The organism is Corallococcus silvisoli (assembly GCF_009909145.1).
Taxonomy (GTDB): Bacteria; Myxococcota; Myxococcia; order Myxococcales; family Myxococcaceae; genus Corallococcus; species Corallococcus silvisoli.
The window spans coordinates 268,303-294,428 of the sequence record NZ_JAAAPJ010000006.1; the positions used below are offsets into that span (position 1 = coordinate 268,303).

Sequence of the window (26,126 nt, forward strand, 5' to 3'; positions counted from 1 at the left end):
CCCTGGGTGGGCCCGGAGGAAGGTGTCCATGAAGCGCTTGAGCCAGTCTTTGCGTCGGGGTGTGGGGGTGCTGGGGGTGCTCGTCGCGGTGGGAGGCGCGGTCGCGGCCTCCGACCAGGATCAGCTCTCCTTCCGCATCGCGCGGCAGCAGTTCAACCTGCGGATGACGCCGGACAACGTCACGGGGCAGGAGTTCCAGGTGTCCCGGACACCGGGTGAGCTGCGAGGCCGGGTGGCGGACGCCACGGTGGCGTTGAAGCTGGAGGACCAGAAGGTGAAGGGCAACATCGGTCCGTCGGTGGTGAACCTGGACGTGACGAAGGAGGGCGACGCGCTGAAGGCCAAGGGTGGCTTTGGCGGGCGTCCGGCCTCGTTGACGCTCTCGCCGGAGGAGCTGACGGTGTACGTGCGCGACTGCACGTACCGGCTGAAGGCGAAGGAGCCGGGCCGCACCTACGAAGGGCCGCGAAGCTGCGACCGCTCCCTCACGCCGCCCACGCAGGTCACGCTGCCGGACACCTTCCTCGCGGCCTCGCCCACGGAGCAGGCGTCGCTGCTGCTCCTGGCGCTGTAGGCTCCTCCTCCCCCCAGGAGGAGACGGAACGATGAACGGCAGGGCCCTCCGGTGACGCCGCGCGCGCTCTGCCTGCTCATCGCCCTGGCCGCGTTCGCGACCGCCGTGGGCACGGCGGCGTGGCTCGCGTGGCCGGGGCCGGACCTCACCTCCCAGGCCGACCTGTCCGTCGCCCCCGGCGCCGCGCGCCTCGGGCCCCGCGAGGGCTCGGGGGCCAGGGCCGTCATGCTCGCCAACGGCATCCGGCTCCCGAACGTCCCGTCCAACTGCCACGCGGACCCCCAGGGCTCGCTCGCCTGCGAGGACCGCTGCGACGCCGATGCCGCGTGTCCCGCGGGCGACGTGTGCGCGCGCCACCCGGACTTCGGCTTCCGCGAGTGCCAGCCCCGGCGCCGCTTCTGCGAGGACGCGGAGGACTGCCCCCCTTCCGAGTCCTGCCACCCGGTGGACCCCTCCGCGTCCGGCCAGGTCCTGCGCCGCTGCACGCCCGAGGGACGGCTGCGCGCCGGCGAGCGGTGCGCGGGCGACGCGCAAGCGCCGGAGGGCCGCTGCGCCCCGGGGCTCCAATGCGTCCAGGGGGCCTGCGGTCCCCCGTGCGACGTGCACGACCCGGGCGCGTGCGCCTCCGGCACCGAGTGCGCACCGAATCCCTACCGCGTGCGCGGCGCCTGCGTTCCGACCTGCCGCGACCGCCCGTGTCCCGAAGGCGAGCGCTGCGCGACGGACGGCCCGGGCGAGGTGCCCCTCTGCCGCCCCTTCGTGGGGCCCGCCTGCGCGGATGGCGCGCCCTGCGCCGCCCCCCAGGACTGCCTGCGCGGCTTCGCGGAGCCCTCGCTCGAAACCGAGGCCTTCGAGTGCCGGGCCCGCTGTGATGCGCGCACGCCGTGCGCCCGGGGGCTCACCTGCGACGAGGCCAGCGGCTACTGCTTCCAGCCCTGCACCCGCGACACCGACTGTCCCTCCCCCGAGCGCTGCCACATGCTCCACCGCCGCGAGTCCCAGCGCGGCTGCGGCGTCATCGCCGAAGGGCTCCCCGCCCTCCACCGGTGAGCGCCGGCCTCAGGCCCCGTGGGGCAGCTCCAGGCGGAACGTGGACCCTTCGCCCAGGACGCTGTCCACCTCGATGCGGCCGCCCATGGCCTCGACGATCTGGCGGGCGATCCACAGCCCCAGCCCGAAGCCGCCGTAGTTGCGCTCGGACACCGCGCGCTCGAAGCGGTGGAACAGGCGCGGCAGGTGCTCCTTCGCGATGCCGATGCCGCCGTCCCGCACCCGCACCCGCGCCCGGCCGTCCTCCACGGCCAGCGACACGCGCACCGGGTTGCCCCGCCCGTACTTCAGCGCGTTGGACATCAGGTTGGTGAGCACCTGGTCCAACCGCAGCCGGTCCCACTGGCCGCGCACCTCCGGCCCCAGGGCCAGCTCCAGCGGCGTGCCCGCGCGCACGTACTCCGGCTCGAAGCGTTCAGCCACCTCGCGCACCAGCGCGCCCAGCTCCAGGGGCTCCAGCACCAGCTCCAGCTTCCCCGCGCTCAGCCGCGACACGTCCAGCAGGTCGTTCACCAGCAGCGTCTGCCGCTTCACCTGCCGGTCCACCCGCTCCAGCCCGCGCTTGAGCCGCTCCGGGTCGAAGCTCGCGCCGGAGCGAGTCACCCCCGCCAGCAGGCTCTGCACCTGGAGCTGGAGCGCGCTGATGGGGGTCTTCAGCTCATGGCTCGCGATGGAGAGGAACTCCTCGCGCAGGCGGATGGCCTGCCGCGCGTCCCGGTAGAGGCTGGCGTTGTCCAGGGCCAGCGCCGCCCGCCGCGCCAGCTCCTGCGCCAGCGCCAGGTCTTGCACGTCGTACGCCCGCTTCGACGTGACGAACGTCAGCGCCCCCAGCGTGTGTCCGCGCACCCGCAGGGGCACGCACAGGTACGCGCACGTCCCGCCCGCGCGCGCGCACGACGGATCCGCCTCCGACAGCCCCGAGCGCGACTCCGGCCTCCCGGACTGGATGACCCGCGCCACCACCGCGAGCCCCGGCGGCGGCACCTCGCCATCCACGCTGCCTCCCGCCGTGGCCACGCAGCGCACGCCGCCGGACTCGTCCTCCAGGAACACGCCGCAGGACTCCGCGTACGCCGGCACCGCCAGGTGGGCCACGCGCTCCAGCGTCTCCTCCTCCTCCAGGCTCCCCGCCAGCACGCCGCCGGCCTCCGCCAGGAAGCGCTGCGCCGCCTCGCCGCGCTGGCGCTCGGTGATGTCCACCATCACGCTCAGACACTGCGGGGGGCCGCTCGCCGGGTGCACGCGGCCCGTCCACACCGCGACCTGCACCGCGCCGCCGTCGCGCCGCCGCGCCGCCATGGGGGCGCCGTCCAGCACCGTGCCCCGGGTGGCGCGCTCCAGGCTGTGCCGGAACGCCTCGAAGTGCTCCGGCGGCACCGCGGGCAACACCTTCCCCAGCACCTCCTCCGTCGTCCACCCCAGCATCCGCTCCGCGGCCGGGTTCCACATCCGCACCGTGCCGTCGGGGTCCAGCAGCATGATGGCCGCGGGGCTCGCCTGGATGATGGCCTCCAGCGTCCCGTGCGCCTCGCGCAGCGCCGCGCGCGCCCGCTGCTCGCGCTCCAGCAGCCGCGCCCGCGCCAGCGCCTGCGCCGCGTGGTGCGCCACCAGCTGGAGGAAGGCCCGCTCGTCGTCGTCGAACGCGTGCGCCAGGCTGAAGGTGAACACCAGCACCCCCAGCGCGCGCCCGTCCGCCACCAGCGGCAGGCACGCCGACGAGGGCGACTGCCGCTCCGGCCCCGCGAGCGCGTCCTCCGACTCCAGCCACACCGGCCGCGACTCCCGCAGCGCCCGCGCCACCGGCGAGTCCCCGTGCAGCGGCAGCCGCTTCAGCCGCTCCGCCGCGTTCGGCGAGCACCCCGCGCAGCGCAGGAGCACGGCGTGGGTCGCGTCCGGCTCCAGGCCCCACAGCCCCCCGGCCGTCGCGTCCGCCACCGCCAGCCCCTGCTCCAGCACCACCTCCGCCACGCGCGCGGCGGTGAGCGCCTCCGACAGCTCCGAGGTGACCTGCTGCAACCGCGCGAGCCTCCCCGCCGCCACCTCCGCCGCCTGCCGCGCCTGCCGCTCCGCCGCGTACGCCCGCGCCACGTCCAGCGCCAGCGCCGCCCGGTCCGCCAGCTCCTGCAACAGGAGCTGCTCCCCCGAATCGAACGGCAGCGGCTCCGGCGCGTCCCGCCACACCGTCAGCGTCCCCAGCGGACGTCCCCGCGCGCGCAGGGGCAGCACCAGCACCGCCTCCACCCCCTGCGCCATGCCCGTGTCCAGCACCTCCGCCGCCACGCCCTCGTCCGCGCGCATCCGCTGGGACAGCAGCGCCTGCAGGCGCCCCCGCGCCTCCGGCACCGACGCCGCCGACGCCACCGTGCGCAGCCACAGCCCGTCCTCCGACAAGAGCCGCAGCGCGCACGCGGACCCCAGCAGTGGCACCACCAGGCCGCACAGCCGCTCCATCACCGCGGGCGGCTCCAGGGAGGCGTCCGCCAGCACCCGGGACGCCTCCGCCAGCAGCGCCAACCGCTCCTCGATTTCCGGAAGCTGCGCCCCGAAACGCCGCGCTTCCCCCAACCTGGATGCCACCATCGTCATACGGCGTCCCCCCGTTGCGCCCCCCATGGGAACACGCCTCCGCCCGACATGCAGTGCGTCCCAGGTCCCGTCATCCCTGCTTTCTCGGATGCAGGACACCCAAACCCCGGAAGCGTTGGTCGTGGGCACGCTCCTCGTTCCCCGGCCTGGGACCCCCAGGGGCAAGGCGCCGAGGCGCGCACATGCGAACACCCTTGACCGGTTGGAAAACAAAGGAGTGGCACGGCGCCGGTTGCGGCGGGCCAGGGTTCGGCTAAAGCGGGGGCCGTGAACGCACCCTCGGATTCATCCGCCGCCTCCTCGGAGGGGCCGGATTCTCCCAAACGCATCCTGATGCTGGCGCTGGGCGCGCTGGGCATCGTCTACGGAGACATTGGTACCAGCCCGCTGTACGCGCTGCGCGAGTGCTTCACCGGGCCGCACGGCATCTCGCCGACGCCCGCGAACGTGATGGGCGTGCTGTCGCTCATCTTCTGGTCGCTCATCATCGTGGTGTCGGTGAAGTACCTGCTGTTCGTGATGCGCGCGGACAACCGGGGGGAGGGTGGCATCCTCGCGTTGATGGCGCTGGCCATGCACCGCCCCCGAGGGCAGGCGCACCGCGCCCGGCCCGTGCTCATCACCCTGGGCATCTTCGGCGCGGCGCTGCTCTACGGCGACGGCCTCATCACGCCCGCCATCTCCGTGCTGAGCGCGGTGGAGGGCCTGAGCGTGGCCACGCCCGTCTTCGAGCCCTACGTCATCCCCATCTCCCTCATCATCCTGGGGCTGCTGTTCCTGGTGCAGCGGAAGGGCACGGGCGGCATCGGCGCGGTGTTCGGCCCGTTCATGTGCGTGTGGTTCCTGGTGCTGGCGGTGCTGGGCGTGAAGGAGCTGCTGCACAACCCCGCGGTGCTCTGGTCGCTGTCGCCCCTGCACGCCGTGCACTTCTTCATCGACAATGGCCTGCACGGCTTCCTGGTGCTGGGCGCGGTGTTCCTGGTGGTGACGGGCGGCGAGGCGCTCTACGCGGACATGGGCCACTTCGGCGCGGGGCCCATCAAGCGCGCGTGGTTCGCCCTGGTGCTGCCGTCGCTCGTCCTCAACTACCTGGGGCAGGGGGCGCTGCTCTTGCGCCACGCGGAGGCGGCCCGCAACCCCTTCTACCTGCTGGCCCCGGACTGGGCCCTCTATCCGCTGGTGGCCCTGTCCACGGGCGCCGCCGTCATCGCCTCCCAGGCGCTCATCTCCGGCTCCTTCTCCATCACCCGCCAGGCGATGCAGCTGGGCTACAGCCCGCGCATGGAGGTGGTGCACACGTCCGCGGAGGAGATGGGGCAGATCTACCTGCCCGGCCTCAACGGCGCGCTGCTGGTGGGCGTGGTGGCGCTGGTGCTGGGCTTCGGCTCCTCCAGCCGGCTGGCGGCGGCGTACGGCATCGCGGTGACGACGACCATGGCCATCACCACGGTGCTCGCCTACGTCGTGGCCCGCGAGCGCTGGGGCGTCAGCCGCGCCGTGGCCCTGCCTGTCGCGGGGCTGTTCCTGGTGGTGGACGTGTCCTTCTTCGGCGCCAACGCGGTGAAGATTTCGGACGGCGGCTGGTTCCCGCTGCTGCTCGCCGTCTGCATCTTCACGCTGATGACCACCTGGAAGCGCGGCCGGGACATCCTCGCGGCCAAGCTGCGCGCGGCGAGCATCAGCCTCAAGGACCTGCTGGGCAGCTTCGGGGACCACCCGCCCGTGCGCGTGCCCGGCACCGCCATCTTCATGACGGGCAACCCGGACGGCACGCCGCCCGCGCTCTTGCACAACCTCAAGCACAACAAGGTGCTGCACGAGCAGGTGGTGCTGCTCACCATCATCCCGGAGGAGATTCCCCACGTCCCGGGCGTGGAGCGCGTGGAGGTGGAGCCCCTGGAGCAGGGCTTCGTGCGCGTCGTCGCCCGCTACGGCTTCATGGAGAACCCCAGCATCCCGGACATCCTCAAGCGCTGCCGGGAGAAGGGCCTCCAGTTCCAGCTCATGGGCACCAGCTTCTTCCTGGGCCGCGAAACGCTCATCCCCACGAAGAAGCCCAGCATGGCCATGTGGCGCGAGGCCCTCTTCTCCTGGATGAGCCGCAACGCCCGCAGCGCCACCGCCTACTTCCGCATCCCGCCCAACCGCGTCGTGGAGCTGGGCAGCCAGGTGGAGCTGTAGCTCCCCCCGCGCCGGAGGCCCTCCTGGGCCTCCGCGCCGCCGCTTTCCGCCCCACCTGTCACGACGCATCAGGACTTCACCCCACGAGAAGAAAATCTTGTTGGGTCACACCCCGCGTGTTTTCCGGGTCTTGGGCCAAATTAGAGGCACAACCCCTTGGAATCATTGATGTAGGGGTGGGGAGGGGTGGGTCTGATGAGACCGCACGGGGGCAACCCTGGGTGTGACTCGGCCCTTTACGTCCGCGCCTGCCTGCTTCATCTTGCGGCGCCGCACACCCCTAATTCCTGTTCGGATAAAAAAATACGGCAGGGCAGCAACACTTCCGCCGATCAATCGAGAATCTTTTCGCGGGGCAGAGAAAAATCCTGTCCTGTCGTAAAAGAACTTGGTTACCCTGCTTCCAGGTGTCCCCCGACACCCGGCGTCTGAAACGAGGTCAGCTCTTCCATGCTCCAGGCCATCGCCCCCGCCCCCCAGTCGTCGCCGGTGCAGAAGTCCGCCATGCCGTGGGTGACGCAGCCGCTGATGCCTCTGTCGGAGGCGGCGCCGTACACGGTGCTGAGCGCCCAGGAGCTGTACCCGCGCATCTGCGTGCGTGATCCGTACTTCGCGCTGAAGGACGTGACGGTGCTGCCGGGCGAGGTGGTGGCGCGCGTTCCGGTGCAGATGGTGTCGGAGGCGGAGGCGATGCCCATCGGCCTGGGCGAGGCGGGCCGTCACCTGGCCATCCTGGGGTCGTGCGGCGCGGCGCTGGTGGCGCCCAAGGACGGCCAGCACTTCTACCTGGCGAGCGCGGCGCGCGGTCAGTGGCTGCAGCCGTCGGCGCAGGAGCGCGGCACGGACATGCTCTGGGCGCTGGCGCAGGCGGAGTACACGGGCAAGCGCACCTGCACGGCGCGCACGCTGCTGTCCTCGTCGGACGGCACGCCGCTGTTCCGCCTGGAGGTGGACTACAACGTGCTGTCCGCGGCGGCGTTCACCCGCCTGTTCGGCGAGGCCCGCCAGGAGATGCGCCGCGAGCCGCGTCCCTCGGACACCGTGCAGCGCACCCCGGAGGAGTGGGCCAAGCTGCGCCAGAACCCGTACAGCAAGCCGCTGGACCTGCAGGACTGGCGCAACGAGGGCGACATCCTGAGCGCCTCGCTGGTGGTCACCCCGGAGCTGTGCAAGGGCCACTTCGCCATGCACCCGGTGATGCCGGTGGCCGTCGTCGCTGGCGGCATGACGCGGATGGCGACCACGCTGGGCCGCTCGCTGGAGATGAGCCCCGGCGCCCGCTTCGTGGCCAAGGACGTGAAGCTGTCCGCGGACAGCCTGGCCTACGCGGGCCAGAAGGTGGTCTTCGGCGCGCACCGCACCCGCGTCCGCGGCGCCGACCACACCTTCGCCTGCTGGGCGGCGGTGGGCGAGCGCGTCGTCGCGCAGCTGGATGTGACCTACACGCGGGTCGACTGATTCAGGCGGCTCGGGCGACGCGCGGCCCCGCGTCCCACGTCAGCTCCACTGGATGTCGTAGTCCACGCGGTCGATGCCCTGCGCCTTCGCGGTGGCCTTGCCCGTCAAGCCCAAGACCTTGAGTGAGCCGGTGAGGATGCCCACGTGGTACGCGGGCGGCATCATGTCCCGGCGCATCCGCAGGGTGCCCGACTTCGGCCCCGTCGTGAGGTACTCGCGGTTGCCGTAGGACACCGCCGCGCTGTACGCCATCTGCGCGCCCGCGAAGAGCTTCTGGGGGTCCCCCCGGGAGATGATGCCGAACACCAGCATCCCCGGCCCGGTGGAGTAGCGCGTGATGCTCACCTCTCCGCACGCGTGGAACACCCCTTCCGCGGAACCGAACGTCCCCTCCAGGAGATCCGCCGCGTTGAACATCAGCGTGAGGAACTCCCGCGCCGGGTACGAGCGCAGCTCCGCGTAGTCGTGGTCCAGCTCCCCCGTGCGCAGCTTCTCCATCCCGATGGCGCCCGCGTGCTGCTGCACCAGGCCGAAGACGGACTTGAAGATGAGGCCGCGGATGGAGTCCCCCGGTTGGAGGCTGGCGATCCGCGCGGCGAGTTCGGCCTTGTCCGATGGCATGACTTCCACTCCTCGCTTCCCAGGATGGAAGCCGGGTCCAGCTTAACGGGACACTCCCGCCTGTCGACAAAGCGCCTTCACCCGGCGTCACAGCCCACTGGCCACCCAGGCACGACGCCCCATGTCGGGGGCGCGGGCCAACGTGGTGGGTCGCGCGGGTCCCAGGTTCTCTGGTGGCGGATGGCCCCCGGGCCGGTCAGCGCTCGTCGAGCAGCACCGGGGCGAAGCCGGCCGCGTCGCACGACGCGAGCACGTAGCGCACGCCGCCGCGGTCGCCGGTGAAGCCCGCCGGGATGCCGCTCGAGTGCAGGTGGCCGTAGACGCAGACCTTGGGCGCGAACGCTTCAATGGGGGCGCTGAAGGCGGTGGGCCGCTCGTTGGCGTACACGGGGGGGAAGTGCACGGCGACGATGCGCGTGAGCGGCGTGGGGTGCGCCTGCTCCTTCTTCCGCGCGTCCTCAATCGACGTGGCCAGCCTGCGCGTCTCGCGCTCCACGTAGCCCGCGTCGGACGGCTCGTCGCCCATCTCTCCGCCGGGCATGGGCGGGGCCTCTGGCGCGGTCCACAGCCGCGTCCCCGCGATGACCCACGGCCCCAGCACCACCGCGTTGTTGTGGAGGAAGCCCTCCAGCGTGCGGAACGGCTCCAGCAGCTTGCGCAGCTTGGACGCGGAGTCGCCCCACCAGTAGTCGTGGTTGCCGCGCACCAGCACCTTGCGCCCCGGCCGCGCGTCCAGCCACGCCAGGTCGTCCATCACCTCGTGGGGCCGCGTGGCCCAGGAGATGTCGCCCGCGACGATGACCGCGTCCTCCGGACGCACCCGCTCATCCCACGCGCGTTGCAGCGGGAGCGGGTGGTCCGTCCAGCCGAAGCGGTGCATGTCCTTCTGCCGCGTGGAGGGCAGGTGCGTGTCGCCGATACCGAAGAGCCGCATGATGCTGGCGTCATAGCGGATGGCCCGCCCCGTGTCGGCCCTTCCCTCATCCCCGCCCCTTGGGCCGCCTTCTCAGGAGGTCCGGCAAGGCTGAAAATATCAATAGATACAGGAAGATATGTATCAAGTTGTTACGTTTCGGATGTCCTCCAACACGTCAGTGGAGCATGCGTGCACCACGTGTTCTCAGGGCCCGGGACAGTGGCTTCTGGGATGTAGGTAATTACATGATTTCAGGTGTTTGGGTTCCAGGGGGGCATTTCGGGGCCTGAGCAGGTGGAGCATGGATGCACCGGTCCTGGAGGCGAACGGGGGGCGGGCGGGGGGCTGACGGGGGCTGGCACGCGGGGTGCTGAAGGGAGGGCTCCAGACGCCTTCGTGGGAACGCGGAGGCGGACGTGAAGTCCCTCCCCCGACTTTTGGAGTCCCCCTCATGTCATCCTTCCGCAATCCCTTCGCGGCGGCTGCCGCCGCCCTGGTGTTGTCCGCGTGCGGTCCCCAGGCGCAGCAGCCCCAGGAGACGCCCGCCCCCACCGAGACGCCGTCGCAGCCCGGGGCGGAGACGGCGGGCAGCGCGCTGCCGCGTGAGTTGGATCCGCTGTTCGCGCAGGCCGCTCTGGAGTTCAACGTCCCGGCGGAGCTGCTCAAGGCGGTCTCCTACACGGAGACGCGCTGGCAGATGGTGCGGGGCACGGAGGAGTTTCCGGGCCAGCAGCCCGCGTCCGGCCTGATGGCCCTGCGTGGCGAGGACCTGGAGGCGGGCGCGGCGTTGGCTGGCGTGACGGCGGAGGCGGCGCGCACGGACGCGCTGTCCAACCTGCGCGCGGGCGCGGCCCGGCTGTCCCAGCTGGCCACCGAGGCGAACGTGGAGCGTGGGGACCTGGCGGCGTGGGCGCCGGTGGTGGCGCGGCTGAGCGGCATCAGCGACCCGGACGCGCAGGCGGAGCACGTGCACCGGGGCGTGTACGCGGTCCTCAACCAGGGCGCGGTGGCGCTCAACCAGGACGGCTCGGTGGCGGTGTCGCTGGAGCCCGTGCAGGTGGAGGCGAAGTTCGCGCGTCCCCCGGTGCGCGCGCTGGCCGCGGGCCCTGACTACGCCGCGTCCATCTGGCGGCCGGCGCCCACGACCAACTACGGTACGCGCACCACGGGCGCGGCGGGCGACCCGTCGATGATCATCATCCACACCTGCGAGGGCAGCTATTCCTCTTGCTGGAGCTGGCTCACCAACACCGCCGCGGGCGTGAGCGCGCACTACGTGGTGAACGAGAGCGGCAGCGAGATCTCGCAGCTGGTGCGCGAGGCGAACCGCGCCTACCACATTGGCGCGAACTACGACTGCACGCTCAACAGCAACAAGGAGTGCTGGCTCAACGGCACCCAGTCCAACCACTTCACCATCGGCATCGAGCACGGCGGCTACGCCAGCCAGACGTCCTTCCCGGCCGGGCAGATCGACGCGTCCGCGAAGCTGTCGTGCGACATCGCGCGCGACAACGCCATCCTCAAGGACAGCTACCACATCGTGGCGCACGGCAAGCTTCAGCCCGCGACGCGCACGGACCCGGGTCCCAACTGGCCGTGGTCGTCGTACCTCAGCAAGATCAACAGCTACTGCGGCACCGCGACGCCGTCCGGTGAAATCATCATCGACAGCAACAGCGCCAACAACGACGCGGCCAAGGCGCGCTTCGAGCTGACGGGCACGTGGACCGCGGGCACGAGCGCGGGCTACTACGGCAGCGGCTACTACTTCGCGTCCACGGACACGGTCTCCGAGCCGGCGACGTTCTGGTTCTACCTGAGCTCGGCGCAGACGCGCACGGTGGACGCGTGGTGGGTGGCGGGCACGAACCGGTCCTCGGCCGCGGCGTTCATCTCCTTCAACGCCGGTGGCACCAACCTGGGCACGGCGACCGTGAACCAGCAGGCCAACGGCGGCAAGTGGGTGCAGCTGGGCACGTACAGCTTCACCGCCGGCTGGAACAAGGTGCAGCTGAGCCGCTGGCAGGCGCCGGGCTCGGTGGTCATCGCGGACGCGGTCCGGGTGCGCTGACGTGACGCCACGGGGCCTTGAACGGACGTCGCGTTCCGGGTCCCTCCGGGCACGGCGGTGGTGGGCCGTGCTCGGGGTGTTGGGCGCGCTGGGGTGCCAGGGCCGCTGCGGCGGTGCTGGCTCGGCCCCGGCCGCGCCCGGTGCCCTGACGGAAGCGGAGCGGCGGGCCCTGCCGGGCGCCATCGTCTTCCTCTCGGAACGGGCGGGACAGAAGGACGTCTGGCGGGTGACGCCGGACGGGCAGGAGGCGCGGATCACCTCCGCGCCGGAGGACGAATACCCGGGCCCCCCTTCTCCCGAGGGACGGTCGCTGCTGGTGGTGGCGTCGGGGGAGGCGAACGGGCGCGTCTTCCAGCAGCTGCGCGTGCAGCCGCTGGATGGAGGCCCCGCGGTGGCGCTGCATCCGCCCCGGACGCGCGCGCGCAACGCGAGCTGGGGTCCGGATGGGAAGTGGCTGGTGGCCGAGTCGGACGCGCAGGGCTTCAGCGACGTGGTGCGCGTGCAGCCCACGGCGGACGCGGTGGACACGCGGCTGACGCACGTGAAGGAGGGCTGCTTCGAGCCCGCCGTGTCCCCGGACGGCCGCGAGGTGGCGTGCGTGTGCAGCGGCGAGGGAGACCCGGAGGTCTACGTCTACCGCGCGGACGGCACGGGCGAGCCGCGCCGCATCACCACCTTCTACCTGGAGGACCGGACGCCGCAGTGGAGTCCGGACGGCAAGTGGCTCCTGTTCGTGAGCAACCGCGAGCGCAGGGAGCGCGTGTACCTGGTGCGCCCGGATGGCTCCGACCTGCGCGTCCTGTCCGGCGAAGGCTTCGCGGGCGACGAGCGTGAGCCGGCCTTCAGTCCGGACGGCCAGCGCGTGGCGTACGTGGCGCGGCACCCGGATGGGAAGAGCCGCATCTGGGTGGCGGACGTCGCGGGGGGCACGCCGGTGGCGCTGACGGACGGCGCGCACCGCGACGACATGCCGGCGTGGAGCCCGGACGGCAAGGCGCTGGTGTTCGTCTCCGAGCGCGAGGGCGACACGGACCTGTACCTGATGCGCCCGGATGGCACGGGCCAGACGCGGCTCACCACGGCGAAGGGCGCGGACTGGCTGCCGCGCTGGTTCGTCCCGCGGTGATCAGCTCGCGCGCTGGCGCAGGGGCTCGGAGTCGGACTCCGGCCGGGCGGAGGGGACCTCCAGCGGCACGCTGAAGAAGAAGGTGGCGCCCCGGTCCGGTTCGCTCTCCACCCAGATGTGGCCGCCGTGGGCCTCCACGATGAGCCGGCTGATGTAGAGCCCCAGGCCCAGGCCCTTGCCGTCCGCGGAGCGGCCGTCCTCCGTGCGGTAGTACTTGTCGAACAGGCGCGCCGCGTCCCGGGGGGACAGCCCCGCGCCCTGGTTGCTCACCGACACCACGGCCTGGTCGTGCACGGCGGACAGGCGCACGTCCACGGGCGTCCCCTGGGGGCTGTACTTGAGGGCGTTCGTCAGCAGGTTGGTGACCACGCGCTCCAGCCTCGCCGCGTCCATGGGGACAGGGGGCAGCGGATCCGCCAGGTGCAGCCGGAAGCGCTCGCGTGCGTCGGGGGGCACGTCGCGCTCCAGCACCTCCTCCAGGAAGCGGCCCAGGTCGCGCGGCTCGCGGCGCAGGTTCACCCGGCCGGACTCCAGCCGCGAGCCCTCCAGCAGCTCTTCGATCATCGTGCTCATCCACTCCACGTTGTGGATGATGGCCTGGGCCATGTGGCCCTCGCGCTCCAGCTTGCGCTCGTGCAGCGCGCGCTGGAGCAGGTGGGCGCGCAGGTTGATGGTGTTCAGCGGGTTGCGCAGGTCGTGGGAGATGAGCCCCACGTACTCCTCGCGCAGCTTCTCCAGGTCGCGGCGCTCGGTGACGTCGCGCAGGATGGCGATGCGCGTGGCGTCGTCCTCGCCCTCCAGCGGGCTCAGCCGCACCTCCAGCGGCACGCAGGTGCCGTCCTGCCGCTGGCCGGACACCATCCGCCCGCCGGTGCTGTTCCCGGGGGTGTCCCCCGTGGAGGCCGCGGCGCGGAGCCCCGAGGGGACGAGCAGCGCGACGTCGCGCCCCAGCAGCGCTTCCCGCCGGTAGCCGAAGACGCGCTCGGCCTCCGCGTTGGCGAAGCGCACGCGGCCGGTGGCGTCCACCACCACCATGGGATCCGGCGCGGTGTCCAGGAAGGTGCGGAAGCGCTCCTCGGAGGCCGCCAGCGCGGAGGTGGCCCGCATGCGCTCGGTGTCGATCACGTCCAGCGCCCGCGCCGCCAGCAGCACCAGCGTGGCGCCACCGGCGGCCACCACGGTGGCGAAGAGGGGGAACTTCGCGTCGTGGCTGAGCCCGCCCGTCAGGTGCATCACCACCAGCGTCAGCCCCAGCACCGGCGGCCCCAGCAGCGTCACCGGCACCAGCCGCCGCGCCACGAAGCCTCCCAGCGTGTCCCGGGTGAGCCGCGCCATCAGCCCCAGGTGCGGCCGGGCGCACAGCGTGCCCACGCCCAGGAGCATCAACACGCAGGTGGTGTGCAGCCCCATGCTGCGCTCCTGGAAGAACGGCACGGCGGCGGGCGTCACCAGCGGCCCCAGCAGGAAGCCGTTGAGGCCCAGCAGCGCCGCCATCAGCGTGAGCGCCACCAGCGCGTCCGACCAGGACAGCCGCTGGGTGTGGCCCCGGTCCACCAGCGCCAGCGCCGGGCCCAGGAGCATCAGGCACAGCGCCGTCAGCGGCGACGGTCGGATGCCAGGAGGCGCGAAGCCGTCCTCCCCCAGCAGGTGCAGGAACATCGCGTCCAGGCCGCCGTTGCCCCCGGTGATGACGCCGTCCACGAGGCTCGCCGCGCCCAGCAGGGCGGTGCTCAGCGCCAGGAGGGTGCCCAGCCGGTGGCGGTGGACGCTGGTGGCGGCCGGCAGGCGCAGGCCCAGCGCGGCGCCCCCGAGCAGCAGGCCCAGCGCGGCGCTGGGGCGCATGGCGGGGAGCGCGGCGCCCATGGACTTGAGCACCATGACATCCAACGCCCAGCCCACCAGCACCAGCAGGCCGACCAGACAGGAGGCCGCCGCGGAGCTGCGCGCAAGGGCACGGGCCAACGCCGTGCTTGGTGGCATGGATCGGCCGCTCATCGTCCGCGTCCCCCCCGGAACGCCAGCCCTGCATCCTGCCACAACATCACGTCTTGAGGGGTTCTCCGGCAATGCGACGCCAGGGTTGGGCGCGTGTCCGCCCTAGGCAGGGCCGTCCGCAGTATCGAGCGCCGTCAGGGCGCGTATCGGCCTGGATACACGGTGAGCACGACGCCCATGCCCGGGCCCGCGTCGACGTTGCGCGGGACGTAGGCGTCCATTCCCTCCACGGACAGCTGGAAGGACGACACGCCGAAGCCGGAGTGCACGAAGAGGAACAGCCCCTGGGCCGCGGTGCCTGTCGTGTTCACGGACGCGAGGTCCTGGGACAGGTAGTAGACGCGGTCCGTCAGGTCGCTCCGGTCGAGCGCCACGCGCACCCCGCTCACGGGCTGGCCGTTCGCGTCCACCACGCGCCCGAGCACGAAGCCCGCGGTGGCCAGTGTGGCGGCGGGGTCCCCGGTGTGGCTCAGGAGGCGCTGCGCACCCACGGCGGCGCCCAACTGGTCGACAAAGGCCACGGGCAGGGCCCAGACGCGCGCGTCGATGATGTCCGTGCGCGGGCGGGTGCCGGTGAAGGCCGTGTCGTAGACAATCGTGGTGCTGCGCACGAAGCCCTCATGCGCGAGTCCCACCCCGAGCCCCTGGTGCACGTCGCGCACGGGCACGTCGGTGATGCGGAAGGTGCCGTCGTCGGACACCTGCCCGGTGCCGAACGTGGCGGCCGAGTCGTTGACGGCCACGCGCAGGGGCTCCTCCGCGGTGAGCGCCATCCCGCCGAGCGGGATGCCCGTGGCCGTGGCCTCCGGGAACACGTGAGCCTCACCGCTCACGAGGATGCGAAGGTTCTCCAGATCCACCGCCTCGGCGTCCTCGGTCCGCACGCCGGGGTCCGGTGTGAAGCCGCCGTCGCCACAGGCCATCACCCACAGGCCCAGCACGGCACCACCCGCCGCCCGAATGTAGTGTTTCATCGCGCTGCAACCTCTTCACGGCACCGGGGGATCGCAATCCGTCCCGGGGCGCCGTTCGTCCCCTTCACGACGCCTCGGTGGGCCACGGGGCCGGACCCACCAGACACCGGGGGCTCCCGGTGTTGAAAACACGTCGGCACCGGGAGCCTGCCTTCCGTGGAGGACGGAAGGCCGCGCCCGGTGCCGGGGAGTCTCACGCGAGGAGCGGCAGGGGAGAGGCGGAGCGCCTACCAGCGCGTCCCTCCCTTGCCGGAGGAGCTGGAGCCCTTGCCCGTGTTCCAGCCGCCACCGCTGCTGCCGCTGCTGCTTCCACCGCCGCTGCTTCCACCGCTGCTGCCACTGCTCCGGCCGCCGCTGCTTCCGCCGCCGCTGCTGCCAGGGCTGCTCCAACCGCCGCCGCTGCTGCTTCCACCGCTGCTGCCACTGCTGCTCCGGCCGCTGCTCCCGCTATTGCTGCTGCCGCTGGGGCTGCTCCAACCGCCGCCGCTGCTTCCGCTGCTGCTGCTCCCGCTGTTGCCGCTGTTGCCGCTGCTGCTGCTGCTGCTGCTGCTGCTGCTCCCGCTGTTGCCCCAGCCGCCGCTGTTGCCACGGGAGTTGTTGTCGTTGTCGTCGTCGCGGCTCTTGCTGGCCGGGGTGTTCCACCCGCCACCCTGGCTGTTGTTGTTGTCGTCGTCACGCGAGCTGCTCGCGGCGGGGGCGGCGTTGCTGCGGCCCCAGCCACCGGAGCTGCTGGGAGGCCGGGCCCCGGTGCCGGTGCCGCCCGGGGGCGGACGGCGGCCCACGTTGCTGGGGGCCGGGGCGGGAGCGGGAGCGGGCCGCGAGGGGGTGGCGTTGTTGCGGCCATACCCGGCGGAGGCCGCGTGGGTGTTGCTCCAGCGGTAGCCCCGGCTGCCGCGGTCGTAGGAGTAGCCCGCGCCCCACGAGCCCTGCGGGTAGAAGTCGTGCTGGTGGCGCCCGTGGAAGTTGCAGTACCCGCCGCTGGGGATGGGGTGGTAGTCCCAGTACCAGACGACCGTCGGGCCCCGGTAATAGTAGACGTCGTCCGTGTACACGTAGGACGCCTGGGGCGGCTGGTAGTCGTGGACGTGGTTGTAGTCCTCCGGGCACCAGCCGCCGCCGTAGTCGTCGGGGACGGGGTGGGCGCCAGCGAACCGGTACTGCGCCACGGGCGCGACGTAGGCCACGCGCCGGACCGGGCGGTGGGAGTGGGCCTCGACGACGCAGCCGGTCCCCATGAGCAGGGCGAGGGGGACGACCAGGGCGAGCAAACGGTTCATGAGGAGTCTCCTGTCGCGGAAGTGGACCCCCAAAGCGTCCCGCTCCGCAACCTCTGTGCCGTCCGACGGACCGGCGCCCGTTTAATTCATCCCGGCGGGCCGCCCGCCCTGGGAGGAGGGGAGGGGCCCACCTGATATGACGCACGGCGCGCGGCCTCCGGGGGCCGTCCCTGGGGAGGAGAACGGATGTCGGATGCGGATTTCGACCGCGGGATGGGGGCGTCCTGCGCGCTGCACCCGGAGCAGGGAGCCTCGGGCACCTGCGCGCGGTGCGGCAACTTCATGTGTGACGTGTGCAGCCAGGGCGGAACCTCGCCGCGCTGCCCCGCGTGCCGCGAGCGCTTCAGCGCCGCCTTCCCGCTGACCCGGGAGACCTGGAGCATCGGTGGGTTGTTCGCGGTGTGCTGGCCGTTGTTCAAGCGCGAGTGGGGCATGCTGTCGCTGGGGGCGTTGATCTCCATCGGCGTGTCCGGCGGCGCGCAACTGATGGTCCAGGTGGGCACGGGCATCGGTTCCGCGGTGGGAAGCGAGAGCGTCGCGATGGTGCTGGGCGGAGTGGCCTTCGTGGCGCAGTGGGCGGTGCAGGGCCTGGTGCAGCTGGGGCTCATGCGGATGTGCTTCGACGTGCTGAACGGCCGGCGCGCGGACCTGGAGCGCCTCTTCAGCCAGATGCACAAGGTGCTGCCCTACACGCTGACGATGCTGCTCGTCACCATCCTGGTGCTGGTTCCGATGACGCTCCTGGTGGTCCTGGCCGGCATGGGCTTCCTCGCGCTGTCAGGTGTCACCACGACCACGCCGATGGCGGAGGTCTGGCGCTCCGTCTCGCCCCTGCTGGGGCTGCTGGCCCTGGCCGTGATGGCGCTGCTGGTCCCGCTCATCTACGTCGCCCTGCCGCTGTACTTCCTCCAGCCGGAGCTCGCGTACGAAGAGGCGCCGCCGTCCCCCTGGAAGGTGCTGCGTCGCTGCTGGGACTACGTCCGGGGCGAGCGCCTCCCCATCCTGGGCATGATCCTCATCATCAACATCCTCCTGCTCGCGGGCTTCTGCCTGTGCTGCGTGGGGCTCGTTCCCGCCATGGCCCTGACCCAGCTGCTCATCGCGGGGATGTTCCTGGCCCTGCGCTCGCCGCGGGACGAGGCCTCGGGGCCGCATCCGGGCTGAGCACCGGACGGGAGAGGCGCCTTCGCGAAAGGGGCGAAGGCGCGCCGGCGTGGATCAGTGCACCAGCCGTTCGGAGGAGCCGGAGCGGGGCGCCACGACCTTGCCCAGGCACGCGAGGATGTGCTCGCGGTACTCGGACAGCTCACGCAGGCCGCACAGCATCCAGCGGCCACCGATGACCAGCGTGGGGACGCCTCGCACGCCCCGGCTGCCGGCCAGCCGGTGCTCGTCGTAGATGAGCCGGCGCGTCTCTTCCGACCGGAAGGCCGCGGAGAACTGGTTCATGGCCAGGCCCACGCGCGACGCCAGCTCGAACACCACGTCCGAACGCGACACGTTGACGCCCTGCTCCAGCGCGGCGCGCTGCATGGCCCGCGCGAGGAAGGCCCGCGCCTGCGGCCCCTGCAACCGCGCGGCCTCCAGCGCCGCCAGCGCCGGCACGCTGGAGCGGGGCGGATCTCCCCCCAGCCACAGGTCCGTGGAGAGCAGCGCGGCGGAGGGGTCGGTCTCGCGCTGCGCGCGCTTCACCTCTTCCACCAGCCCGCGCACCTCGCGCTCCGTGGGCAGCACATCGTGCAGACGCAGGGGATAGGGACGCACGCTCCAGCGGACCGCGTCGCCGAACTCCTGGCGAAGCACATCCAACCGCTGGTCGGCGAGGTAGCACCAGGCGCAAAGCACATCCTGGTAGACGGTGATCTGCAGCGGCTTGTGCAGCGTTTTCATCGGGGGTCGCCAGATTAGAGGCGCATCCCCGTCGCTGCCAACACCCCCGGACAATCCGCGCCGCGATGCATTCCCGTATTCCTGAGGAGCATCCAAGGCGCCGTGCGCACCGTGAACCGTCGCACGCATGCCATGAAGCAGGCGGGCAGGCACACCGGCGCTGCTCGCGTGCCTGCTTTCATACAACCCTCAGGATGCGCGGCCTGCCCGCGCCTGCAACGCGTTGCCCCGGGTCCCCGCGTACACCAACGCGTGTTCGACGATGGTGCCCGCGATGTCCTGGCCGGTGGCGCCCTCCAGGCCCTCGAAGCCGGGGCTGGAGTTGATCTCCATCAGGCGCGGACCCTCACGGCCCTCCAGCATGTCCACGCCCGCGACCTCCAGCCCGATGATGCGCGCCGCCTTCACCGCGGCCTCCACGTAGGCGGGGGGCAGGATGATGGCGCGGCCCTCGCCGCCGCGGTGGATGTTGGAGCGGAACTCGCCCTTCTTCGCCTTGCGGCGCATGGCGCCCACCACCGTGTCGCCCACGACCAGCGCGCGCACGTCGCGGCCCTCGCTCTCCGCGACGAACTCCTGGAGGACGATCTCCTGTCCCAGGTCCCAGAAGGTGTCGAGGATGGTCTGCACCTCCGGCAGCGTGTGGGCGATCATCACGCCCACGCCCTGGGTGCCCTTGATCAGCTTGATGATGACGGGCAGGCCGCCCACCTCCTGCACCAGCTTGCGCACGTTGCCTCGGTCGTGCGCCATCACCGTGCGGGGCATGTCCAGGCCCGCGCGGGCGAGGAACTGGAGCGCGCGGAGCTTGTCGCGGCTGCGCGCGATGGCGGTGGGCGGGTTGAGCACCGGCACGTCCATCATCTCGAAGTGGTTCACCACCGCCAGGCCATACGCGGTGATGGAGGCGCCAATGCGGGGGATCACCACGTCCACGCCCTTCACCTCCGCGCCGCGGTAGGTCATGCGGGGACGGCCTTGCGCCAGCAGCAGGCAGCAGCGCAGCGTGTCGAAGACGAGCGGCCGGTGGCCCCGGGCCTTGATGGCCTCCACCAGCCGGCGCGTCGAGTAGAGCGAGCGCTTGCGGGACAGGATGGCCACCGTCTTCTTCGCGCGGGGCCTGCGCGGTCGCGGTGCGTCACCGCGCTCGGGTGCCTGTGCGCCAGGGGGGACCGGCGCCTTCTTCGGCTGGGCTTTTCGGGGGGGCATGCGAGGCGCGTGACACTAGCACGCACGGGCGTGGAGGCACGGCGCATGGGCACCCTTTGCTATCCTCGCGTTCACTGATGACCGCCCCGAACCCGCACCCCGACGACATCCACACCAACCCAGGAGACGTCGGACTCGAACTGTCCTCCCAGTCCCCCCTGCTGGGCGAAACGCTGGTGGTGGATCCGCGCGCCACCGTGAAGCTGCACAAGTGCCGGCTGCTGGTGACGTCGGGGCCGGACACCGGGCGCTCCATGGCCAGCGACAAGGAGCGGCTGCGCTGCGGTGCCCACCCGGGCAACGACCTGGTGCTGGTGGAGGACCGCACGGCGAGCCGCTACCACTTCGAGGTCCAGCACACCGAACGCGGCTACCTGCTGGTGGACCTGAACTCCACCAACGGCACCTTCCTGGATGGCCGGCGCATCGAGCGGGCCTACCTGTCCCCGGGCTCGCAGATCCGCGCCGGCTCCTCCGTCATCACCTTCGCCCCCCTGGACGAAGAGGTGGCGGTGGAGCCCGACCGCGAGGGCGAGCTGTGCGGCATGGTGGGCCAGAGCGTGAAGATGCGGCAGGTGTTCGGGCTCATCAAGCGCATCGCGCCCATGGATGTCTCCGTCATCATCCAGGGGGAGACGGGCACCGGGAAGGAGCTGGTCTCCAGCGCCATCCATGAGCTGTCCATCCGCCGCAAGGGCCCCATGGTGGTGCTGGACTGCGGCGCCATCCCCCCGAACCTCATCGAGAGCGAGCTGTTCGGCCACGAGAAGGGCGCCTTCACCGGCGCGACGTCCAGCCGCCCCGGCGCCTTCGAGCGCGCGCAAGGGGGCACCATCTTCCTGGACGAGCTGGGCGAGCTGCGCCTGGACCTCCAGCCCAAGCTGTTGCGGGTGCTGGAGAACCGCGAGGTGCGCCGGGTGGGCGGCAACGACGTCATCGAGGTGGACTGCCGCGTCATCGCCGCCACCCACCGCGACCTGGTGAAGGAGATCGCCGCGGGCAACTTCCGCGAGGACCTCTACTTCCGCCTGTCCGTCATCCACATCCAGCTGCCGCCCCTGCGCCAGCGCCGCGACGACATCCCGCTCATCCTCAAGCAGGCCCTGGCGGAGCCGGAGGTGGTGGAGAAGCACGGCCGCAAGCGCTTCTGCGCGGAGGCCCTGGGCCTGCTGATGGCCTACGCGTGGCCCGGCAACGTGCGCGAGCTGATGAACGTCCTCTCCCACGTGCTGACCTTCTCCGAGGGCGAGGAGATCCTCCCCTCCCACCTGCCCCCCCGCGTCCGGGGCCAGGCCCGGGAGGGGCCCCTGCCCTTCAACGAGCACCTGGCCTTCAAGGACGCCAAGGAGCAGCTCCTGGAGAACTTCGAGCGCGAGTACGTCACCAGCGTCCTCACTCGCTGTGAGGGCAACCTGTCCCGCGCCGCCCGGGAGAGCGGCCTCCACCGCAAGTCCATTGAACGGCTGGTGAAGAAGTACCAGCTCGACGCCAAGGGCCTGAAACCCCGCTGAAACATCGGCGTCACACGGTTTTCCCTCACAGGAAATGTCACGTCCCAGGAAGTTTCCACTGGGCCCATCCTCTGCGACAATCCAAGACCCCCCTGACGCCGACACGGTGTGTCGGCGGTCACTTGACGGATACTGCGTGACTCCCCCGTCCCGCAGGATGCTTCCCCGCATGAGCGCACGTTCCCCCCGTGAAGCAGGAGAGTCCGGCCAGGCCCTGGTGGAAGCGGCGCTGTCGCTGCCCCTGGTCGTGTTCCTCATCCTGGGCGCGTTGCAGCTCTTCCTGATGATGCAGGCGCGGGTGATGACGCACTACGCGGCCTTCCGGGCGACACGCGCGGGCAGTGTGGCGCACGGGGACTGCGAGCGGATGACCCACGCGGCCATCCTGGCGTTGATCCCGACATTCCACTCGTTCATGGGGCAGGGGACGGGGTCGCTGAACGGTCCGCTGGGCCATGGCGCGGGTGGGGATGGGCCGCGGCTGCTGGCGAACGCCTTCGCGGCGCGGATGAACAACCGCTACGCGGGCTCGGGTGCGCCGGGGCCCGGCCTGGACGGCATCCACAACCGCAGCATCGTGTGGATTCTCCGGGACCTGGCGGGCGGCGGGGTGGACAGCCCGGAGGACAGCGACTTCGACCGTCCGGGGCACCTGCGGCGGTTGGAGGTGCAGCTGGTGTTCTGGTACCCGCTGCGCATCCCGTTCGCCAACTGGGTGATGTCGCGCATGTTCCTGGCGCACTTCGGCCTGCGTCCGTACACGGACGCGAACCCGCTGCTCGTCGCCGAGCGCAACGCCAACTGGAACGCGGGCGAGGTGTCGCCGTCGCACGTGCTGGACGGCGAGCTGGCGGCGGAGCTGGCGGACCGCGTGAACTCCCGGCAGTACGTCTTCCCCATCATCACGACGTTCACCATGCGGATGATGACGCCCGTGAAGGCGCGTTTCTTCGCCACCATGAACTGTCCCCGGTGACCTCCATGAAGCGCTCCCCCGCCCAGCGCGGTCAGACCCTGGTGCTGTTCGTCCTCAGCATGCTGCTGCTGGTGCTGATGGTGGTCCTCACGCTGTCGTTCACCATGAAGGTGCGCGAGCGCATCGAGGTCCAGACGGTGGCGGACGCGGCGGCGTACTCCAACGCGGTGGCCACCGCGCGCACGTTCAACACCATCGCCGTCATCAACCGCTCGGAGATCGCCCACATGGTGGCGAACGCCGGCGCGGCCAGCCTCTTGAGCTGGGCGAGCCTCTACCGGGGCGAGCTCAACGCGGCGAAGTTCGGCTACGCGTCCTGGCTGCCCGTCTACCAGGCGTTCGCCACCGCCGGGTGCCCGTGCGCCTGGAGCAACGGCTTCTGCGCGCGCATGTGCCAGTGCGGCATCCGCGGGGTGACGGACCTGGGCCGGCTGATGAGCACGCTCCAGCGCGAGGACATGCGCGTGGAGGCGGTGTTCCAGTCGTTGGATCCAATGGTGGGCTTGCAGATGCGCCTGCACCAGCTGGCCGCGGGCGCGCTCTACGCCTCCGCGCTGGCGGACTTCAAGGACCTCCAGGGCAAGGTGGGTGACCAGGGCTTCGCCAATGACATCCTGGGCGACCTGACCTCGGGGCAGAACCCGCGCGACGCGGGGTGGCGCGCGCCCTCGGCGGGCAACGTCTCCAGGAACGAGCTGGCGAACAACACGATGTGCGCGGGCAGCGGCGCGGTCTGTGACCCGCTGCCGCTGACGGTGGCCCACAGCGTGGACGCGGCCATGGGCAGCCGCGGGTTCCACTTCGTCACGTCGCGCACCATCATGGATTACGCGGCGCACGACGCGAACCTGGCCTTCGTCATCATGCCGCCGGACATCGCCGCGGTCGTCGAAGGCGAGGGGACGGGCTACTTCGGCAAGCCGGTGCTCCAGTACCCGCTGTTTCCGCCCTATGCCCCCGCGGTGACGGCCGAGGACGCGAGCATCGTGGTCTACCTCTACAACCACATCGCGCACGGTGGCGGCCCGCCGTGTCCGGTGGCGGTGGGCGGTTCGTTGCCGGCCTACGCGCAGGTGGCGGCCTCCGGCGGCATCATGCCCACGCCCACGCATATGTGGCTGGGCGGCGCGGATCCCGCGGCGATGGCGCGTCACATGCTGGTTCCCTGCCTGGGCGGCGTGTCGAGCTGCCCGGGCATCTGGCCGCCCTTCATGGACTACAACCTGCTGGAGCTGTGGCCCAACGGCGAGGGCAACAACTTCGGGCAGCCGAAGAACTTCGCGGTCATCCAGCGCGACCGCAGCAACATGCCCGCGGCGCAGCAGGACCCGTGGAACCTGGCGTTCCGCTTCCGCTTCGAGAACAACAACCCGGATCCGAACGCGGGCAAGTTCGACAACCGCAGCGCGACCATGGCGGACGGCACGCCGCTGGGCATCCAGACGGCGCTGTCCACGGGCATCGCCTACTACCACCGGGGCCGCAGCCTGAGCTTCTCCCACTGGAGCGAGCCGCCCAACCTGCTCAATCCGTACTGGCGCGCCACGCTGGTGCCGGTGGACACCGACAACTCGGGTCTGGCGGACGCCGCCAACGCCCTGGGCGCCAGCTCTCCGGCTTCCGCCCAGATGATCCGGGAACTGCAGCGCGTGGGCTTCAGGGGGTTCCAGTGATGCGCGACATCCTTCGTCACCGTCGGCACGGCCGGGGCCAGTCCATCGTCGAGGCGGCCATCGGGGTCACGCTGTTCATCACCATCCTGGTGTTCGGCATCCACTTCGCGGAGGTGGGCTTCCTGTCGCTGAAGGTGCAGGAGGCCGCGGTGTCCGCCCTGTGGAACGGCACGCACGGAGAGATGCACGACATCCCCGTGGACTACGGCTCGGCCCATGACTCCATGCAGCGGGCGGGGGATGATGCCCAGGCGCGTTACGCGGACTTCAACGGGCTGTCGTCCGTCAACCACGGCGACACCATCACCCAGGTCTTCACCCGCGGCTCGGGCCTGCGCGTCGATTGCCGCCGGAACGGGGGGCTGGGCTGGAACGGCCCCATCCTGACCCGGCTGGTCTACCGCGACGAGGGCGGCACCTCGTGCGGCTCGCAGGCGAACCTGAGCTCGTGGAACCTGCCCAGCTCGTTCCTGGACAATCCGGGCGAGGGTGGGTTGTACAAGGAGCGGCACCAGGATGCCGTCCACGCCAACATCCAGGTGTGCGGCGTGGGGCGCGCGGTGGGCGGCAATTGCAGAGCCCGCTTCTCCATGCTCGTGGATGACTGGGGCCTGTCGAACGAGGTGGAGTCCAGCACCTGTCTGTTGTTCCAGGACATGGCGGTGCCCTGCACCAACGTTCCCTTCTATTCGGCGACGAAGCTCGTCTACGAGCCCACCACGCTGCCCATCCCGACCTACGCCAGCTTCCTGGCGATGGATGCCCTCTTCTACAATCCGCTGCCCCCCCTGGTGCTGATGCAGCGGGAGAACACCTTCTGGATGAGCGCGGCGGGAGAAGAGACCAACTTCATGCAGTACTTCATGCTCCCCGCGCCCCTGGGCAACCTGTGGAACACGACGCCCGGCGCGATGATTGGCATCACCACCCCCCATTACGGAATCTCCTATCTGGAGCGCACCGGCAACGGTGGCTGCTTCCTGGGAAAGGATTGTTGAGATGAAGAAGCGAAGCCTGCTGTCGGGTGGAGTGTTGGCGCTGGTGTTGGGCGTGTGTCTGACGGCGTCCACCGCGCGCGCGGACAGCAACTCCTGCAACACCGACTGCGCGACGAAGAACGGGGACACGCTCCAGGCCTGCATCAGCGCGTGCCCGTCGCCCGGGGATCCCGGCTCCGCCAAGGCCGACAGCAACCGCAGCTGCTCCGTGCGCTGCACCCAGAAGTTCCAGGCCCAGTTCAACCAGTGCAAGTCCCGCTGCCCCAAGGCGGAGGGCGACACGGGGCCGAAGAAGGCGAAGTCCGTCAAGGCCGCGCGTTCGCACCACTAGGGAGGGGCTGGATGCGGCGCGCGATTCGTGGGGCGGTCCTGCTGCTGGCGCTGGGGGCGGTCAGCCCCGCATGGGCCCAGCGGGCCAACTTCACCTGGGAGATTCCACAGACCGTCAGCGTGGTGGACGTGCCGGGGCAGGTGGACGCCAACGGCGTGCCGGTGAAGCTGCGGGCGGTGCGCAGCAAGGAGAAGGCGCAGACCATCCTCCAGAGCGTGGTGGACCGGTTCATCTCCTGGGGCTTCGTGGTGCCGGAGGCCTACAAGCAGCCGCAGTTGTTCCGCGAGCCGATGGTGACCGCCCTCGACACGCGCAACTTCATCTCCTACACGGCCATCCTCCAGGTGAACCCGGACAGCACCACCACGGTGTTCCTGGGGGAGGCGAACCTGGGCGCCGCGAAGGCGCCCAAGCCCGCGGGGCTGCCGCTCTTCCCTGGCGCCTCCAAGGTGCTGACGGCGGAGACGGAGGGCGCGCGCACGCTGAGCTATACGGTGTCCGGCAAGACGAGCGCGGACGTGGAGGCCTTCTACCGCGAGCAGTTGCTCAAGGCGGGCTACAAGGAGATCCAGCCGCGCGTGTTCAAGTCCTCCAGCGAGGAGATCGCGCTCAACCTGGGCGTCACCAGGGAAGGCCCGGTGGCGGTGCGGTTGGTGCGCCGCGCGGCGCTCCCGGATGACGGGTTGTCTCCGGGTGAGTGAAGCTC

The 26,126-nt window shown here is 71.2% G+C and carries 21 protein-coding genes; 13 read left to right on the plus strand and 8 right to left on the minus strand.

Going from position 1 to position 26,126, the window contains the following annotated elements; genetic code table 11:
• Nucleotides 1–28: 28 nt before the first annotated feature.
• Complete coding sequence (locus GTY96_RS12755) at nucleotides 29–574, plus strand: hypothetical protein (protein ID WP_143906208.1); 546 nt, start codon at nucleotides 29–31, stop codon at nucleotides 572–574.
• A 51-nt stretch (nucleotides 575–625) separates the two neighbouring features.
• Entirely contained in the window at nucleotides 626–1,624 is a 999-nt protein-coding gene (locus tag GTY96_RS12760) for a hypothetical protein (protein WP_161664864.1), read from the plus strand.
• Between the two features lie 9 nt (nucleotides 1,625–1,633).
• Here the strand turns inward: GTY96_RS12760 and GTY96_RS12765 are convergent, their stop codons facing one another.
• Nucleotides 1,634–4,210 carry a sensor histidine kinase gene (locus tag GTY96_RS12765; protein ID WP_161664865.1) on the minus strand — a complete coding sequence of 859 codons (2,577 nt, stop codon included), beginning with the start codon at nucleotides 4,208–4,210 and terminating at the stop codon, nucleotides 1,634–1,636.
• Between the two features lie 333 nt (nucleotides 4,211–4,543).
• Between GTY96_RS12765 and GTY96_RS12770 the strand changes: the two genes are divergently transcribed.
• The gene (locus GTY96_RS12770) at nucleotides 4,544–6,391 is read left to right on the plus strand and encodes a potassium transporter Kup (protein WP_143906609.1); all 1,848 of its coding nucleotides are present in this window, start codon (nucleotides 4,544–4,546) and stop codon (nucleotides 6,389–6,391) included.
• A 450-nt stretch (nucleotides 6,392–6,841) separates the two neighbouring features.
• A complete protein-coding gene (locus tag GTY96_RS12775) occupies nucleotides 6,842–7,849 on the plus strand; it encodes a hotdog family protein (RefSeq protein ID WP_143906202.1) in 1,008 nt (335 codons plus the stop codon).
• Between the two features lie 39 nt (nucleotides 7,850–7,888).
• Here GTY96_RS12775 and GTY96_RS12780 read toward each other — a convergent pair whose 3' ends face one another.
• Nucleotides 7,889–8,470: a DUF2378 family protein gene (locus tag GTY96_RS12780; protein ID WP_143906199.1), complete on the minus strand. Its 582-nt coding sequence runs from the start codon at nucleotides 8,468–8,470 to the stop codon at nucleotides 7,889–7,891.
• Nucleotides 8,471–8,666: 196 nt separating this feature from the next.
• The gene (locus GTY96_RS12785) at nucleotides 8,667–9,404 is read right to left on the minus strand and encodes a metallophosphoesterase (protein ID WP_143906198.1); all 738 of its coding nucleotides are present in this window, start codon (nucleotides 9,402–9,404) and stop codon (nucleotides 8,667–8,669) included.
• A 433-nt stretch (nucleotides 9,405–9,837) separates the two neighbouring features.
• Here GTY96_RS12785 and GTY96_RS12790 point away from each other — a divergent pair, with 433 nt between their 5' ends.
• Nucleotides 9,838–11,460, plus strand: coding sequence for a golvesin C-terminal-like domain-containing protein (locus tag GTY96_RS12790; protein WP_143906196.1), 1,623 nt, complete (start codon nucleotides 9,838–9,840; stop codon nucleotides 11,458–11,460).
• A 76-nt stretch (nucleotides 11,461–11,536) separates the two neighbouring features.
• On the plus strand, nucleotides 11,537–12,586 hold the full coding sequence (locus tag GTY96_RS12795) for a TolB family protein (protein WP_407926976.1): 1,050 nt from the start codon (nucleotides 11,537–11,539) through the stop codon (nucleotides 12,584–12,586).
• Here GTY96_RS12795 and GTY96_RS12800 read toward each other — a convergent pair whose 3' ends face one another.
• The 3 genes from GTY96_RS12800 to GTY96_RS12810 form a co-directional block, all read right to left on the minus strand.
• The gene (locus GTY96_RS12800) at nucleotides 12,587–14,566 is read right to left on the minus strand and encodes a sensor histidine kinase (protein WP_161664867.1); all 1,980 of its coding nucleotides are present in this window, start codon (nucleotides 14,564–14,566) and stop codon (nucleotides 12,587–12,589) included.
• Nucleotides 14,567–14,715: 149 nt separating this feature from the next.
• Nucleotides 14,716–15,555 (minus strand): carboxypeptidase regulatory-like domain-containing protein, encoded by an 840-nt coding sequence (locus GTY96_RS12805; RefSeq protein WP_161664868.1) that lies wholly within the window; start codon nucleotides 15,553–15,555, stop codon nucleotides 14,716–14,718.
• Nucleotides 15,556–15,782: 227 nt separating this feature from the next.
• Nucleotides 15,783–16,832 (minus strand): hypothetical protein, encoded by a 1,050-nt coding sequence (locus GTY96_RS12810; protein WP_161664869.1) that lies wholly within the window; start codon nucleotides 16,830–16,832, stop codon nucleotides 15,783–15,785.
• Between the two features lie 186 nt (nucleotides 16,833–17,018).
• Here GTY96_RS12810 and GTY96_RS12815 point away from each other — a divergent pair, with 186 nt between their 5' ends.
• Nucleotides 17,019–17,996 carry a hypothetical protein gene (locus GTY96_RS12815; RefSeq protein WP_161664870.1) on the plus strand — a complete coding sequence of 326 codons (978 nt, stop codon included), beginning with the start codon at nucleotides 17,019–17,021 and terminating at the stop codon, nucleotides 17,994–17,996.
• Between the two features lie 54 nt (nucleotides 17,997–18,050).
• Here the strand turns inward: GTY96_RS12815 and GTY96_RS12820 are convergent, their stop codons facing one another.
• Nucleotides 18,051–18,722, minus strand: coding sequence for a DsbA family oxidoreductase (locus GTY96_RS12820; protein ID WP_143906186.1), 672 nt, complete (start codon nucleotides 18,720–18,722; stop codon nucleotides 18,051–18,053).
• Nucleotides 18,723–18,911: 189 nt separating this feature from the next.
• Nucleotides 18,912–19,931 carry an ATP-grasp domain-containing protein gene (locus tag GTY96_RS12825; RefSeq protein ID WP_143906185.1) on the minus strand — a complete coding sequence of 340 codons (1,020 nt, stop codon included), beginning with the start codon at nucleotides 19,929–19,931 and terminating at the stop codon, nucleotides 18,912–18,914.
• Between the two features lie 77 nt (nucleotides 19,932–20,008).
• Here GTY96_RS12825 and GTY96_RS12830 point away from each other — a divergent pair, with 77 nt between their 5' ends.
• The 6 genes from GTY96_RS12830 to GTY96_RS12855 all read left to right on the plus strand — a co-directional run bounded on the left by GTY96_RS12830 (nucleotide 20,009) and on the right by GTY96_RS12855 (nucleotide 26,121).
• Entirely contained in the window at nucleotides 20,009–21,442 is a 1,434-nt protein-coding gene (locus GTY96_RS12830) for a sigma 54-interacting transcriptional regulator (protein WP_186002092.1), read from the plus strand.
• Between the two features lie 169 nt (nucleotides 21,443–21,611).
• On the plus strand, nucleotides 21,612–22,418 hold the full coding sequence (locus tag GTY96_RS12835; RefSeq protein ID WP_161664871.1) for a TadE/TadG family type IV pilus assembly protein: 807 nt from the start codon (nucleotides 21,612–21,614) through the stop codon (nucleotides 22,416–22,418).
• Nucleotides 22,419–22,423: 5 nt separating this feature from the next.
• Complete coding sequence (locus tag GTY96_RS12840) at nucleotides 22,424–24,091, plus strand: pilus assembly protein TadG-related protein (RefSeq protein WP_161664872.1); 1,668 nt, start codon at nucleotides 22,424–22,426, stop codon at nucleotides 24,089–24,091.
• The gene (locus tag GTY96_RS12845; protein ID WP_201756027.1) at nucleotides 24,091–25,089 is read left to right on the plus strand and encodes a pilus assembly protein; all 999 of its coding nucleotides are present in this window, start codon (nucleotides 24,091–24,093) and stop codon (nucleotides 25,087–25,089) included. The genes GTY96_RS12840 and GTY96_RS12845 overlap by 1 nt, the downstream gene beginning before the upstream one ends.
• 1 nt (nucleotide 25,090) lies before the next feature.
• Nucleotides 25,091–25,420: a hypothetical protein gene (locus GTY96_RS12850; RefSeq protein ID WP_143906176.1), complete on the plus strand. Its 330-nt coding sequence runs from the start codon at nucleotides 25,091–25,093 to the stop codon at nucleotides 25,418–25,420.
• Between the two features lie 11 nt (nucleotides 25,421–25,431).
• Nucleotides 25,432–26,121 carry a hypothetical protein gene (locus GTY96_RS12855; protein ID WP_161664873.1) on the plus strand — a complete coding sequence of 230 codons (690 nt, stop codon included), beginning with the start codon at nucleotides 25,432–25,434 and terminating at the stop codon, nucleotides 26,119–26,121.
• The last annotated feature ends 5 nt before the right edge of the window (nucleotides 26,122–26,126 follow it).